Source organism: Streptomyces sp. NPDC029956 (assembly GCF_055574655.1).
The window spans coordinates 15829-29414 of record NZ_JBVHZJ010000082.1; the positions used below are offsets into that span (position 1 = coordinate 15829).

The 13586-nt window shown below is 70.9% G+C and carries 14 protein-coding genes; 8 read left to right on the forward strand and 6 right to left on the reverse strand.

Translation table 11 applies throughout. The features are described 5' to 3' along the window. Positions 1–15: 15 nt before the first annotated feature. Both ACZ4XX_RS37495 and ACZ4XX_RS37500 read right to left on the reverse strand, forming a co-directional pair. Positions 16–576 (reverse strand): hypothetical protein, encoded by a 561-nt coding sequence (locus tag ACZ4XX_RS37495; RefSeq protein ID WP_468512287.1) that lies wholly within the window; start codon positions 574–576, stop codon positions 16–18. Between the two features lie 196 nt (positions 577–772). Further along, complete coding sequence (locus ACZ4XX_RS37500) at positions 773–1345, reverse strand: ArsR/SmtB family transcription factor (RefSeq protein WP_468512288.1); 573 nt, start codon at positions 1343–1345, stop codon at positions 773–775. A gap of 57 nt (positions 1346–1402) precedes the next feature. On the opposite strand from ACZ4XX_RS37500, the gene ACZ4XX_RS37505 reads away from it, so the two are divergent. Further along, on the forward strand, positions 1403–2308 hold the full coding sequence (locus ACZ4XX_RS37505; protein ID WP_468512289.1) for a S41 family peptidase: 906 nt from the start codon (positions 1403–1405) through the stop codon (positions 2306–2308). 40 nt (positions 2309–2348) lie between these two features. After that, on the forward strand, positions 2349–2900 hold the full coding sequence (locus tag ACZ4XX_RS37510) for a 2'-5' RNA ligase family protein (protein ID WP_468512290.1): 552 nt from the start codon (positions 2349–2351) through the stop codon (positions 2898–2900). 142 nt (positions 2901–3042) lie between these two features. On the opposite strand, the gene ACZ4XX_RS37515 is transcribed toward ACZ4XX_RS37510, so the two are convergent. Then, a complete protein-coding gene (locus ACZ4XX_RS37515) occupies positions 3043–3795 on the reverse strand; it encodes a phosphotransferase family protein (RefSeq protein ID WP_468512291.1) in 753 nt (250 codons plus the stop codon). Between the two features lie 129 nt (positions 3796–3924). On the opposite strand from ACZ4XX_RS37515, the gene ACZ4XX_RS37520 reads away from it, so the two are divergent. Next, positions 3925–4818, forward strand: a complete 894-nt coding sequence (locus ACZ4XX_RS37520) for an alpha/beta fold hydrolase (protein ID WP_468512292.1) — start codon at positions 3925–3927, stop codon at positions 4816–4818. On the opposite strand, the gene ACZ4XX_RS37525 is transcribed toward ACZ4XX_RS37520, so the two are convergent. Beyond that, positions 4800–5429: a hypothetical protein gene (locus tag ACZ4XX_RS37525; RefSeq protein ID WP_468512293.1), complete on the reverse strand. Its 630-nt coding sequence runs from the start codon at positions 5427–5429 to the stop codon at positions 4800–4802. The two genes, ACZ4XX_RS37520 and ACZ4XX_RS37525, sit on opposite strands and share 19 nt — an antisense overlap. A 318-nt stretch (positions 5430–5747) precedes the next feature. Between ACZ4XX_RS37525 and ACZ4XX_RS37530 the strand changes: the two genes are divergently transcribed. The 5 genes from ACZ4XX_RS37530 to ACZ4XX_RS37550 all read left to right on the forward strand — a co-directional run bounded on the left by ACZ4XX_RS37530 (position 5748) and on the right by ACZ4XX_RS37550 (position 11207). Beyond that, positions 5748–6479 carry an ATP-grasp domain-containing protein gene (locus tag ACZ4XX_RS37530; protein ID WP_468512300.1) on the forward strand — a complete coding sequence of 244 codons (732 nt, stop codon included), beginning with the start codon at positions 5748–5750 and terminating at the stop codon, positions 6477–6479. Between the two features lie 1077 nt (positions 6480–7556). Then, on the forward strand, positions 7557–8666 hold the full coding sequence (locus ACZ4XX_RS37535; RefSeq protein ID WP_468512294.1) for a globin domain-containing protein: 1110 nt from the start codon (positions 7557–7559) through the stop codon (positions 8664–8666). An 89-nt stretch (positions 8667–8755) separates the two neighbouring features. Beyond that, positions 8756–9499, forward strand: coding sequence for a pyridoxamine 5'-phosphate oxidase family protein (locus ACZ4XX_RS37540; protein ID WP_468512301.1), 744 nt, complete (start codon positions 8756–8758; stop codon positions 9497–9499). Positions 9500–9612: 113 nt separating this feature from the next. Continuing rightward, the gene (locus ACZ4XX_RS37545; RefSeq protein WP_468512295.1) at positions 9613–10422 is read left to right on the forward strand and encodes a polysaccharide deacetylase family protein; all 810 of its coding nucleotides are present in this window, start codon (positions 9613–9615) and stop codon (positions 10420–10422) included. 125 nt (positions 10423–10547) lie between these two features. Continuing rightward, complete coding sequence (locus tag ACZ4XX_RS37550; RefSeq protein ID WP_468512296.1) at positions 10548–11207, forward strand: MSMEG_1061 family FMN-dependent PPOX-type flavoprotein; 660 nt, start codon at positions 10548–10550, stop codon at positions 11205–11207. A gap of 190 nt (positions 11208–11397) precedes the next feature. On the opposite strand, the gene ACZ4XX_RS37555 is transcribed toward ACZ4XX_RS37550, so the two are convergent. Together ACZ4XX_RS37555 and ACZ4XX_RS37560 are read right to left on the reverse strand one after the other, a co-directional pair. Then, the gene (locus tag ACZ4XX_RS37555) at positions 11398–12237 is read right to left on the reverse strand and encodes a VanZ family protein (protein WP_468512297.1); all 840 of its coding nucleotides are present in this window, start codon (positions 12235–12237) and stop codon (positions 11398–11400) included. Between the two features lie 133 nt (positions 12238–12370). Beyond that, positions 12371–13324: a sensor histidine kinase gene (locus tag ACZ4XX_RS37560; RefSeq protein ID WP_468512298.1), complete on the reverse strand. Its 954-nt coding sequence runs from the start codon at positions 13322–13324 to the stop codon at positions 12371–12373. Positions 13325–13586 lie beyond the last annotated feature (262 nt).

A 13586-nucleotide genomic window follows, 5' to 3' on the forward strand; every position in this document is an offset into this window, starting at 1 on the left:
GACGAGCCGCCGATCTCAGCGCGACGCCTCGGAGTCCGCGGGCGCCGCAACGGGGTCCGACGGCCTCCCGGGCCGGTCGCCCAGCAACAGGGCGAGTCCGCACAGGCCACCGGCCGACCAGCCGACGATCGTCCACGTTCCCCAGTCGAAGCCCGACGTCACGACGAAGGCGACGAGCGACGCCGTGAAACCGGCGACAGCGGCACGCCGCGTGCCGTTGCCGGCATCCCACTCGCGACGCAGTACGCCGGAACGCCGCCAGGTTCGCCAGAGGACGACACCGACGATCACCGCTTCGACCACAACGAACCAGGCGGGAGCCGGAGGCGAACCGTCCGACCTCGCCTCTCCGTGCCACACGTCGGGGAGCCCACTGACCAGGACGACCGGACCGGCCAGAGCGAACACCCCTGCCAGCAAGCGGAAGAAGCCGACGCCGACGGATGACACGCCGGCACCGCCGAACGGCATCACAGCGTGGGACAACGCGTGGAAGCGATGGGCAGCTCCCCTGAAATCCGTCGCGACGATCCATCCCAGGGCCGTCGCGAACAACCCCCAGGCCACCGAGAACATCGCCCCTCCTTCCGCCGCGTACACGTTCCCGGCCGGCACCAGCACCGGCTCGGCCCGTCACGCTATACCGGCATGATCGGGTCTCGGCATGCCGGATTCCGGCAAGTTGCGTACTCGCAGGATGCCGGACAACCCTCACCGGGCACACATGGGTTCCGCACTGCCGCCGACGACTCCCGCGGCGGGGATCCCGCCCCTACGCGGAGCCGGTGGTGCCGGTGGTGCCGGTGGCGCCGGTAGGCGGAGCCTGCTGATAGAGCGCCACCAGCACGCCGTGCAGAGGTTGGTCCTCCGGATTCTCTTCGGCTTCGTCGACGAGTCGGGTCAGGGTCTCACCGAGTTCTCCGGCCTTCGCGGGGCTGAGATGCAGGTGGCGCAGTGTCAGGTGGGTTTCGGTGGGCGAACGGTCGAGTTCCTGGGCGACGGCGGTGAGCATCGCGGTGGTGCCTGCCGCTCGGGGCTGGGCGACGATCATGTGTCGCGCTGTGCGCTGGTAGTACTGCTCGGTGCCGCCGCGGACCTGGCGGGTCTCGGCGACGTGGATCAGCCCGGCTTCGCGGAGCACCTTGAGGTGGTGGGCGACGTTGCCCTTCTTCGCGTCGAGTTGCGCCGCGAGCCGGCTGGTGGTGGCGGGCCGGTGACCCAGGGCGAAGAGCAGTCGCTGACGCAACGGGTGGGCGAGTGCCGCGAACTGCTCGGGCGCGCCGATCTCCAGGACCTCCTCCGGAGGCGGCAGGTAGGGAGGCTCGTACGAGGGCTGATCAGGCATGCCGGAAGTGTCTAAATTCTTTGACGCTTACGCAAGGGTGGTGCTGTACTCCCTGCCGTGACGACTTCGATGAAGCTTCTCGCGGCCCCTGTTGTCGACGAGACGACCCGGCTCGTGATCGAGCAGTACGTGTTCCCCGAGGTGGCCGAGCAGGTCGCCGGCCTCCTGCGTCGACGCCTTGCCGAGGGCGCCTACGACGTCGACAGTGCCGAGGAGCTCGCTCCTCTGGTCACCGCGGACCTGCAGTCCGTCAACGGCGACCGACACCTGAGGCTGAAGCACCATGCCGAGCCGGTGTCCCCGAAGCAGGGGGCGGCCACCATGGACGCCATGCGCCGGGACTTCGACACCTCGCTCGGCGGTGCACCCCGTGTGCAGCTGCTCGACGGAGGCATAGTCGTGGTGGAGCTGGCGCCGATGCTGTTTCCGCTGGAGTGGGCCGCCGAACCTCTGGGCGCCGCGCTCACCCTGGCCTCCCGCGCCCAGGCGCTGATCGTGGATCTACGCGCCAACCGCGGCGGTGACCCGGACACGGTCGCCTTCGTCTGCAGTTACCTCCTGGAGCAGCGCACCCACCTCAACACGATGCACTGGCGCAGCCGCGAACGCAGTGAGCAGTCCTGGAGCCTGCCGCACGTCCCCGGCGCCCGCTTCGGCGGCAGCAAGCCGTTGTACGTGCTGTGCAGCGACAGCACCTTCTCCGCCGCCGAAGAGCTGGCGTACAACCTCCAGCAGCTCGGACGCGCCGTCGTCGTCGGCGAACGCACCCGTGGCGGCGCGCACCCGTGCAAGGGCTGGACGGTGCACCCCCACCTGGAAGCCACCATCCCCGTCGGCCGTGCCGTCAACCCCGTCTCCGGCACCAACTGGGAAGGCACCGGAGTGCAGCCGGACGTCCCCTGCCCCGCCGCCGACTCCCTCGACCAGGCACACACGCTGGCCCTGGCCCGACTGGCCGGCTGATCCTGACCGGCTGGAGGCAGGGGTGACACGATGCCGTGTCATGGCAGATGACAGCACCGGTGCGTTTCAGGCGGGCCGGACGGCGCTCATCGTTCGTGTCCCGGAGGCAGAGCCGTCCGTCCGCGGGTGGCGTGAGCGGTTCGACCCGTCAGCCCGGGCCGGGGTTCCCGCGCACCTGACCGTGCTCTTCCCGTTCCTCGACGAGAGCCGTACGGATGCGCACGTCCACTCCGCCCTCGCCGGCGTACTGGGCAGCCACCAGGCCTTCGACCTGCGGTTCGAGCGGTGTGGGCGGTTCCCGCACGTGCTGTATCTCGTTCCCGAGCCCGACACGCAGGTGCGGCAACTCACCGAGGCGATCACTGGACGTTGGCCCGAGGCGCCACCGTACGGTGGCCGCTTCGCCGAGGTCGTACCGCACCTGACCATCGCTCAAGGTCGGTCAGACGCCGTCCTGGAGGAGATCGAGGCCGACCTCGCGGACAAGCTCCCGTTCACCACTCACGTCACGTCGGTCGAACTGATCGTGCACGACGGCGTGAAGTGGCACGTGCGAGCGACGTTCCCGCTCGGGGGTCGCATCAGAGCATGACGCCTCGTGACCGGAGGAGGGTTCCGAACCTCCAGGGGTCATGGTGTACCGATCCTCGTCGACGCCGGCCGAAGGGGGCGAGCCAGTCGAGAGGAGGAAGACCGCTGCCGGACCACGAGCACGGCATCGGGCCTGCGCAGCCTCACATCCGGGACCTCAGCACGTCGACCTCACAGCCTGGCGCGAAGGGGTCGAAGCCGTGCTCGATCAGCCAGCGAACCGCCAGCAGGCTTCGCAACGACCACCACGCGCGGATCACGTCGAGGTCGATGTCGGTGCCGTAGCCGTAGCCGGCGAGGACGTCGTCGAGATGCTCCTCGTGTCCGAGCGTGAAGGTGGCGAGGTCGTACAGGGCATCGCCCTGGCCCGCCTCGGACCAGTCGATGACGCCCGTCACCTCGTCGCCTACGACGAAGACGTGGGCGATCTGCAGGTCGCCGTGCGTGAACGCCGGAGTCCACGGCCGGAGCGCGGCCTGGGCGACCTGGCGGTTACGGGTCACCAGGTCGGCCGGCAGGAGCCCCCTCGTCACGAGCAACTCGCACTCGTCGTCGAGTTCAGCCGCCAGCGCGACGCCGTTCCGTCCGGCTCGGCCGGGCCGGGGCGGCAGCGGCGCATCGTGCAGCTTCCGGATGGCGGCGCCCGCCGCGGCCCACGCCGCCGGCGTTCCGGTCGACGGCCCGCCGAGGCGCCCGAGCGTCGTCCCCGGGACCGCGGCGATCGCGAGCACGGACGGCTTGCGCCACAGGACCTTCGGGGTCGGGACCGGTGCGCGGGACATCGCCTCGACCTCGACGTCGATACGGGCCTGATCGGCGTCCACCTTCAAGAACACGTCGCCGACGCGCAGGGTCGCGCGCTCGGAATGGGCGACGACGACCTCGACCTCATCCATGGGTGACGAGTATCCCGGAGGTGATCGCCGGTGTCGCCGGCTTTCTCGCATGCGAGGACGCGGCGACCGCGGGGACGCGTCGATGGTCGGCGATCCGTCAGGGCACGACAACCCCCTAGGCTCCTTTCCATGGGACACCCAGTGCACACCGACGACGGCCGGCTCCTGGTGGCCGAGGAATGGGGCAATCCATCGGGTACCCCGGTGCTTCTGTTCCACGGGACGCCCGGTACCCGTCTCGGCACCCTGCTGCCCGGGCTCGCCGCGCAGCACCCCGGCTTCCGGTTCCTCGCCTACGACCGTCCCGGCTACGGGGAGTCCCGGCGCGCCCCGGGCCGCCGGGTCGCCGACGCGGCCCGGGATGCGGCCGCCGTCGCCGATGCCTTCGGCGTCGAGCGGTTCGCGGTGGTCGGCCGGTCCGGCGGGGGCCCGCACGCGCTCGCGTGCGCGGCGCTGCTGCCGGATCGGGTCCGGGCAGCCGCCGTACTGGTCGGCCTCGCGCCGCCGGACGCGGCCGGTCTGGACTGGTACGCGGGCATGACCCCGTTCAACGTGCGCGAGTACGGCCTGGCCCGCGCCCATCTGGACGGGCGGGACCCCGGTGGGCTGGAACGGGACCTGGCCGCCCGGGCCCTCACCATCCGGCAGGACCCGGTACGCCTCCTCGACGACCTGCGCGCCGACCTCTCCCCCCATGACCTGCCGGTCGTCGAGGACCCCCGGGTACGCGCGGTGCTGCTGCGCACCTACGAGGAGGCCCTGCGGGTCTCGCACCACGGCTGGCTCGACGACTGCCTGGCCTTCGTCAGCCCGTGGGGATTCGACGTCTCCTCCATCGCCTCGCCCGTACTGCTGTGGCACGGCCTCGACGACGCCTTCTCGCCCGTGACACACACCCGGTGGCTTGCCGGGCGGATCCCTCGCGCCGAGCCCGTCCTCGTACCGGACGCCGGTCACTTCGCCGCCCAGCTGGCGCTGCCCGACGTCCTGCGCCGGCTGGACGGTCAGGGCGACGGGCGCTGATACGAGGTCGAGCGGGCGCCCTTCAAGGCGTCGAGGATCCGCTCGTGGCTGTCCCCGACGACATCGCCCACGCGGACCCTGACGTGGAGCGCCTCCACCTCGTCGACGAAGCGCTGGGAGAACGCACCGAGCATCGCCGTCTCGTAGGAGCCGGTGCCCACCAGAGGGAAGCGCCCCATGACGACCAGCTGGAAGTCCTCCCCGACGGTGAGCCCGGCCCCGGACAGCACCTCCGCCACGCCCTGGACGTCGGTCCACGGAGCGGCGTGCTGCGGGTCCTCACCACGCAGGACGGCCCGGCACTCGTACGCCTCGACCACCACGGTGTGCGAGCCGCCGTTGAGCAGTCCGACCTGCCATTCGGGAATGTCGCCGTGCAGGTGCCCGGTCGTCCAGGTGGCACGCCAGCCCAGCATCGGCCGTACGGTGCGGGCGTACTGGGCCCTGGCGAGGACCGCGCCGGCCGCGACCGCGAGCAGGCTGCCGAGCGGCTCCATGTCGAGCAGCTGCAGCCGCCAGGGCCATTCGGTCCTGGCCGCCTCCGTCATGTTGGCACGGACGACCTCCCAGCCGAGTACCGCCGTCAGCAGGACGAGCAGCACGATCGGCATCGTGAAGAGCAACGGGCTTCGTCGCACCCGCCGTTGAGCGTCGGCCTCGATCGTCGGCCCACCCCGCCTGAACCTGCCCACGGCCACTCCCCCGGTCTCGAACAACAGCCCCCCGGCCGCGCGTGCGGCCCGGGGGCCTCGACCGGATCATCGTGCCCGAACCGGAGCACGGCCGACTAGGGCGCGAGCCCGGCACAATCCGCAGGCGACCGGGCTCGACCGAAGGCGGCCGGGACGGAGGTGCGTCTAGCCTGGCTGCTTTGCACGTCGTGAAGGAGCGTTGCGGTGTTTGTCATGCCTGGGCGGCGGACGTCGACGATGGAGCTGCTGGCCGTTGAGGCGGAGGGACGGGGGATGGAGGTCCTGGCCGCGGAGGAGGTCTCCGCGGCGGCGGGACCCGCGTACTGGTACGGGGGTCCCGCAGCAGGCGCACGGTTGGCAGGACGGCTGGGGTTCGCCCTGCTCGAACCGGCGGACGACTGGCTCGCCGAGCTGCCGGAGGAGTTCACCGGCCGGGAGGTCCGGGCGGCAACCGTGCAGGATGCATGGACGATCGAACGGCCGACGTTCGTCAAGCCGCCGCGGGACAAGTCCTTCCCGGCGGACATCTACGCAGACGGTTCCCGGCTGCCCTCCGATCTGGACCCGGCGGCGCCGGTGCTGCTCTCCGACGTGGTGACCTTCGCGGCCGAGTACCGGCTGTTCCTGCTCGACGGCCAGATCACCACCGGCAGTCGATACGCGGTGTTCGGACGGCTCGACCCCCTCCCGCTCGACAGGCACGGGCCCATCGCCGCGGAGATCGCCGGGTTCGTCGACCGCCTGGTCGTCGGCGCCGGTCCCGCCCTGCCGAGTGCCGTCGTCGTGGACGTGGGACAGCTGCTCGACCCGTACCGCCCGGGACATCGGTGGGCCGTGGTGGAAGCCAACATGGCGTGGTTCTCCCACGCGTACGCCGCCGACCCCGCGCGGGTGCTGGACGTGGTGCTGCGAGCAGCGGGGCCGCGCGAGCACGTGAGACCGGCGGATCTGCCGTTCGTGCGCCACTGAACGAACGTCTCCGGCCACGAGTGATCCCGCCCCATCAACGTTCGTACGGCCGGGGCACCGGGGCGGGAGGGCAGCCTCGATCCGCGGTCGGGGCCCTCGACGGGGGGGTGCGCCCGCCCGGTGCAACGTGCGACGGCTTCCCGGGCGGGCTCTGTTCTCATCGTCCGTCAAAGGGGCCCGCAGCGCGCGCCGGGCGGGGCCTCAGGCATCCTGCTGCGTCTGGCGGGCTGTCAGCCGCCCCGGGCAGTAGAACGCGATCCGGCTCGATTTCCCTTCGGGGCACGGGTGCCCGGGTTCGACTGCCCGCACATCACCGGCCCGGATCGGCGGGGCCGTTCTTCAGGTGCCACCGGGCCCTGCCGCCGCGTGTGGCGCAGCGGCGATCAAGCTGGTCCGGTTTCACCGACACGACGGCCACAGGCTTCTCGCTGATCCGGTCGGCGAAGATGTGGAGAAGTTCGGGTCACCGCGTGAGTTTTCGGTCGGCGAATTCCTCAACCACGCCGCATCAGAAACACTTTCGGACCCTTCCAACTCATTAGTAACCATCCTCTGAACAGCCAAAATGCCTTCCCTGAGGGGTCCGTAACGTGAATCCCCGGAATTCCGACGGGCGGGGTATGGTCGGGCCCGCTCACTTGTCCGAGTATTCGTCGAACGCCGTGAGCGACAAGAAAAGCAGGGCACATGCAGACCCTGTGGGCGAAGACCGACCAAAGACGTTCGAGGCGAGGCAGACCGATGGAAGCTCCGACCACCCCGTCGGCCGACGGCTACGGCTCCGGTGCCGCTGCCACTGCCGGCGGTCAGGACGGGGGCTGGTTCGGGCGAGGTCAGAAGGGCACGCCCGGGCCCCAGCGGCCCGGGCACCCGGAGCCCGGCCGGTCGGCCCCAGAGCCGGGCAGGTCGGCCCCACAGACCGGCCGCTCGGCCTCAGAGCCCGGCCGGCCGGCCCCGGCGCCCGGTCACCTGACCCCCGGATCCGCGCGCCCGGCGGAACGCCAACCGGCCCCGCCTCCGCCCCCGGCACGGGCAGCGGCAGCGCCCCCGGCGGCAGCCGTCCCGACCCCCACGGAGTTGCTGCGCCGCACGATGGCCGAGATCGAGCCGATAGCCGACCGGGTCACCTCGTACTTCTACGCACTGCTCTTCCTCCACCACCCCGGCTTGCGGGACCTCTTCCCCGCCGCCATGGACACCCAGCGCGACCGGCTGTTCAAGGCCCTGCTCACCGCCGCGACCCACGCGGACGACCCCGTCACCCTGACCACGTATCTCACCCACCTCGGCCGCGGGCACCGGAAGTACGGCACCCTTCCCGAGCACTATCCGGCCGTCGGCGAGGCCCTGATCGGCGCCCTCGCCCGCCATGCACCGGAGACCTGGGGGCCTCGGACCGAGGCCGCGTGGGTGGGCGCGTACACCACGATCTCCCAGATCATGATCGATGCGGCGACCGAGGACGAGCTCCGCGCTCCCGCGTGGTGGCAGGCGGAGGTCGTCGCCCATGTCATGCGTACGAAGGACGTCGCGGTCGTCACGGTCCGGCCCGACGGGCCGTATCCCTTCCTCGCCGGGCAGTACACGGCCCTGGAGACCCCCTGGTGGCCGCGGATCTGGCGGCACTACTCCTTCGCCTCCGCGCCCCGTTCCGACGGTCTCCTCTCCTTCCACGTCAAGGCCGTACCGGCGGGCTGGGTCTCCAACGCCCTCGTCCACCGCGCCCGCACCGGCGACGTCATCCGACTCGGCCCTCCCGCCGGTTCCATGACCGTGGACCACACCACCGACAACGGTCTGCTGTGTCTCGGCGGCGGCACCGGCATCGCGCCCATCAAGGCCCTGGTGGAGGATGTCGCCCAGCACGGCCGGCGCCGCTCCGTCGACGTGTTCTACGGCGCCCGCCGGAACCAGGGCCTCTACGACATCGACACGATGCTCCGGCTCCAGCAGTCGCACCCCTGGCTCTCGGTGCGCCCGGTCGTCGACGACGGTCCCGTCGGCCTGCTGTCCGGCGGTATCCCGCAGGCCGTGCGCGAGTTCGGCCCGTGGCACACCTACGACGCGTATCTGTCCGGCCCGCCCGGAATGATCCGGCGCAGCGTCGACACCCTCGTGGGCATCGGCATCCCCACCCACCGCATACGACACGACTCCATCGAAGAACTGGTCGGGGCAACGACGTGAGTACTTTCGAACACGCCGGGCAGCAGGTAACGGCGACCCTGCGCACCACACGCCCGGGCAGTGACGGCGAACACCTGGTCCAGCAGCGCATGGGCACCACGGAACGCGCGGACCGTTTCTACGCCGACCAGGTCCTCGACCGGCTGAACCCCCGAATGCGCGAGTTCGTGAACCGGCAGGAGATGTTCTTCCTGGCCACCGCCGACCGGCACGGTGCGTGCGACAACACGTTCCGCGCCGGCCCGCCCGGCTTCCTCCACGTCCTGGACGACGCGACGCTCGCCTACCCCGAGTACCGGGGCAACGGCGTCCACGCCAGCCTCGGCAACATCGAGGAGAACCCGCAGGTCGGCATCCTCATGGTCGACTTCCTCCGGGACCGCATCGGGCTCCACGTCAACGGCCGGGCCAGGAGCGTGGCCGACGACGAGATGCGCCGCGACCACCCCTGGCTGCCGGGCGACCACGTGCCCGGCCGACGGGCGCTGGTGTGGGTGGTGATCACCGTCGAGGAGGCGTACATCCACTGCGCCAAGCACATCCCCCACTTCCAGAAGGTCCCCGCGCGCGGCCAGGGCCGCCCGTGGGGAACGGACGACTTCAAGCGCAAGGGCGGTGACTTCTTCGGAGCCGCCTCCGAAGCACCGGAGCGCGGCCCGTTCCTGCCGCCGCCGCGTCCCGACGCGGATGCGGCGACCTGGCGGGCGGAGGCGGAGAGGGTACTGGCGAGGGCCGAGCGGTACGCCCTCGGCGAGGGCACCGACGCCGGGGCGGAATCCGCGGCGGGGGCGCGGCCGTTCAGCGGATGGTTCAGCAGGAGTGCCTCGGTCTGAGGCCGTCACCCTGCGCCCTTCCTTTCTTGGGTGCGGTTCGGGTGAAACCTTCCGGCCCTCTCTTCCGTCCCCTTATCCGGGAGAGCGTAGAGAACGGCGAGGAGTGGCAGGACATGGGGCTGAAGGGCAAGTACAGCGCGCACATAGCCGTGGCGGCTTCGGCGGTCGCGATCAGCCTGGCGGCGTGGGGGGCCACCGCGCTGACGGACACCGAGGCCGCCGCCCGTCCGGGGACGGGCTCGCAGGGGACCGGGCCCGAGGGACGGACGAAGGAACCTGCACAGGGCCCGCCGCCGGTGTCGAAGGTGAGGATGCCCCAGGGGATCGCCCACGCGGCCGAGGCGGGCGGGAAGGCCGTGAACATCACCATCGACGACGGGCCCGACCCGCAGTGGACGCCCCAGGTGCTGGACGTCCTCAAGGAGCACGACGTCAAGGCGGTCTTCTGCATGGTGGGGCCGCGGGCGAAGGAGTTCCCCGACCTGGTCAGGCGGGTCGTCGCGGACGGGCACCGCCTCTGCGACCACACCACGTCCCACGACACCACGATGGACAAGAAGTCCGTCGCGTACCAGAAGCAGCAGATCCTGGACGCGAAGAAGATGATCGAGGACGCCGCCGGCGGAGCGAAGGTGGAGTACTACCGTGCGCCGGGCGGCGCGTTCACCCCCGACAGCCGGCGCATCGCCGCCGAGGCGGGGATGCGGCCGCTGGGGTGGAACGTGGACACCAAGGACTTCGAGAAGCCCGGCACGAGCGCCATCGTCGGCACCGTGAAGAACGAGCTGTCCAACGGCCCGACGATCCTCTTCCACGACGGCGGCGGCGACCGCGGTCAGACCGTCGCGGCCCTCAAGCAGGTCCTGCCGTGGCTCAAGGAACAGGGACACACCTTCAGCTTCCCCGTCCGAACCGCCCCCTGAGGCTCCGACGGCCGGCAGGCGCGCGACCTGGAGGTCACGCTCCTCCGGGACCCGGGGACGCGGCGACCCTGCCCACACCCACCCGCCAAGATCAATCGCAGACCGGCCCCTTAGGGTCGGGAAGCATGACGACATCCCTTGCCGGCAGTGCCTTCGACTCGCTCCGCCTCGACGCCGTGCCCGACCAGGATGCCTTGCGCCGGGTCTACGAACTGCCCAAGGACACGGCCGTACGCAAGCAGATGACCGAACTCACTGAGCAGACCCGGCGATTGATCACGTGCTCGTCGCTGGTCCTGGTCGCCAGCGCGGACGCCGAGGGCAACTGTGACGTCTCCCCGCGCGGCGGTCCCGCCGGGTTCGTCTCCGTCCTGGACGCACGAACGGTGGCGATACCGGACGCGACCGGCAACAAACGTCTGGACACCCTGCAGAACGTCATCGCCACCGGACGGGCCGGGCTGCTGTTCCTCGTACCGGGGCGGACGACGACGCTCAGGGTGAACGGCCGGGCCTGCGTCTCCACCCGCCCGGAGCTCCTGTCGCAACTGACCGCCGTGGGCAAGCCGCCGGCCAGTGCGCTGGTGCTGGGCATCGAGGAGGTCTACCCGCACTGCCCCAAGTCGCTCCTGCGCAGCGGTGCCTGGAAGCCGGAGCAGTGGCTGCCGGCGGACGCCCAGCCGACCTCGGCCGAGGTGACACTGGCCCAGTTGCGGATGCCGGAGCTGACGATCGCCGACATCGAGCAGGCGGAGGCGGATTCGCTGAAGTACCGGTACGAGTAACGGGCCGACCAGCGACCACGAAGAGGTGGACGGCGTCGGCATGCGGCGGAGAGGCGTCGGCATGGTGGCAGGGGGGCGGCCGCGGCGTCTCCGCCGTGTGTTCCGCTGGTGCTCTCAGGGGCCCTGGAATGCCGGAGTCCTCGACGCGGGCGTCCGACGGCCGGACGCTGACCTCGGAGTCACGCAGCGCTCAGGACGCATAGCGCCGGGCGAAGTGGGTGGCGACCTGCTGCGCCTGCTCCGCGGTCCTCACGTGGCGGTCGGCCCCGGGAATGCGGTAGGCGTAGGTTCCCTCACCCTGGGCGGTGGGCGTGAAGTGGACCGTGAGCCGCTCACGGTCGGGCCACGCCATCTCGGCGAAGCCGCCGGGCAGAGATGCGCCGACGGTGCTGGGGCCGTCCAAGCTGTGGAAGAAGCTCGCCGTGTCGATGGCGTAGGTATCGCCGAAGGCCTTCCTGAGCTCGGCTTCGAGCGCCCGGACCTGCTCGGGACTCGTGGCAGGATTCGTGGCGGGCAGAACAGCGCGCACCGGTTCGATGGCCATGACCCACGTCGCGGCGATGAGCAGCGAGGTCGCCGTACCGGCGGCACGCCTGACATCGACCGTGGGGAGCGGCGTCCCGTAGATGCCTCTTCGGCCGACGGCAGCCCCGATGCCGGCGCCGACGAGCACACCGACCGTGTTCGTGACGAGATCGTCGGTGTCACAGAGGCGGGAGATGAACGGGATGGTGGCCTGAGCGGTCTCCACGGTCGCCGTGAACAGGACTCCGAGCACGACGCTGAAGAGCGGTCGCCTGGTCGCCAAGACTGCCAGCAGACCGAAAGGGGCGAAGAGAGCGATGTTGCGTTGGCCTTGCGTCGTGAGGAGCGGCTCGACGACGGCGGGAATGATCGCGCATCGGCGCGTAGGGGTCCCGCTGCCGGTCGCGGCGGAGACCAGGGACGGTGGGGATGGGGCGACGCCGGTGGGTGGGGACGACGTGGAGCGGCCCGGTGTCGACGTACGCGTCGGAGTGTCTGCGCGCACCCGGGTACGTGTGACCGAACTCCGTCGCTGACCTTGCGCGGTCGAGGGGCATGCCGACCGGACCCAGATGCCCAAGCGCCAGAAGTTCGGGCGCCTGCTTCTCCCTCCTACCCGAGGAGCGCGAGGGACGGGTTCATCGGGCGGCCCTCGACGGGGCGGTCGTGTCGAGGCGGACCTGCGTGCCGCCGTTCGGGCTCGCGCCGATCTCCAGCTCGGCGCCGATGAGCAGGGCTCGTTCTCGCATGCCGCGGACGCCTGCGCCTTCGGGTGCGCCCCTCAGTCCTCGGCCGTTGTCCCGCACCAGCATTCCGACTCCGCCGCGCGGCAGGAGCCGGAGGTGGACCTCCACCAGCGTGGCGCCGGAGTGTCGGGCGGCGTTGGTCAGGCTCTCTTGTGCGACGCGGTAGAGGACGAGCTCGGTGGCCGGGTCGAGGTGGGGCACTCCGGGGGTGATGTGTGTGGTGACGGTCAGGCGTGAGGTGGCGAACTCGGCGGCCAGCGAACGCAGAGCACTGTGCAGGCCGAGTTCCTCCAGGACGCCGGGGCGCAGACGTCGGGCGATGCGGCGGATCTCGTCAAGGCCGGCGCGGGTGATCTCCTGGGCCCCCAGCAGGTCGGACCGCACGGGGTCGGGGGCCAGGTCGGCGGCGTGCTTGATGTGGAGGAGCACCGCGGTGAGGGACTGGCCGATCTCGTCGTGGAGTTCCCGGGCGATGCGGTGGCGTTCGGCCTCCAGCGCGGTGAGCACCCGACCGCTGCTGGTGGCGCGCTCGGCCTCGAGCCGGTCGAGCATGGCGTTGAAGGTTCTGGTGAGTTCGGCGATCTCCCCCTCTCCGGTGACCAGCGGCCGGGCGCCGGGCTTGAGCAGGTCGGCGGTCGCCATCGCCCGGTTCAGCCTGGCGAGCGGGGCGAGCCCGATCCGCGACAGGACCGCGTTGAGGACCAGCATCGCGACCAGCCCGGCGAGCAGGACGAGTACCTCGCCGAAGAGGACGGGGGTGGATACGGTGACGGGGCCGAGCAGCAGCACCACCGAGGCGGTGAGAACCGTGGCGTTCAGGAGGAAGATCCGCCAGTACAACGACATGCCTCCGCGCCTTTCCTGTCTGTCGTGCATGCGCCCTGATCTGCGGCGAAGCCTACGTCTCCCCGCCCCATCGTCACCGGCTCGGAATGGTCGTGTCCCTCCGTGTCGGCACCGATTCGTCCGCCATCGGGAACGGGGGACCGTGAGTCGGCCGTACGGCCCGCTCACGGCCCTAGGTGTATTGATCACGAACGTTGTTAACGCTTACCGGGCTTGATCATGGCGAAGACCTCCGGTGTGGTGGAGGTGTCTAGGACTACAC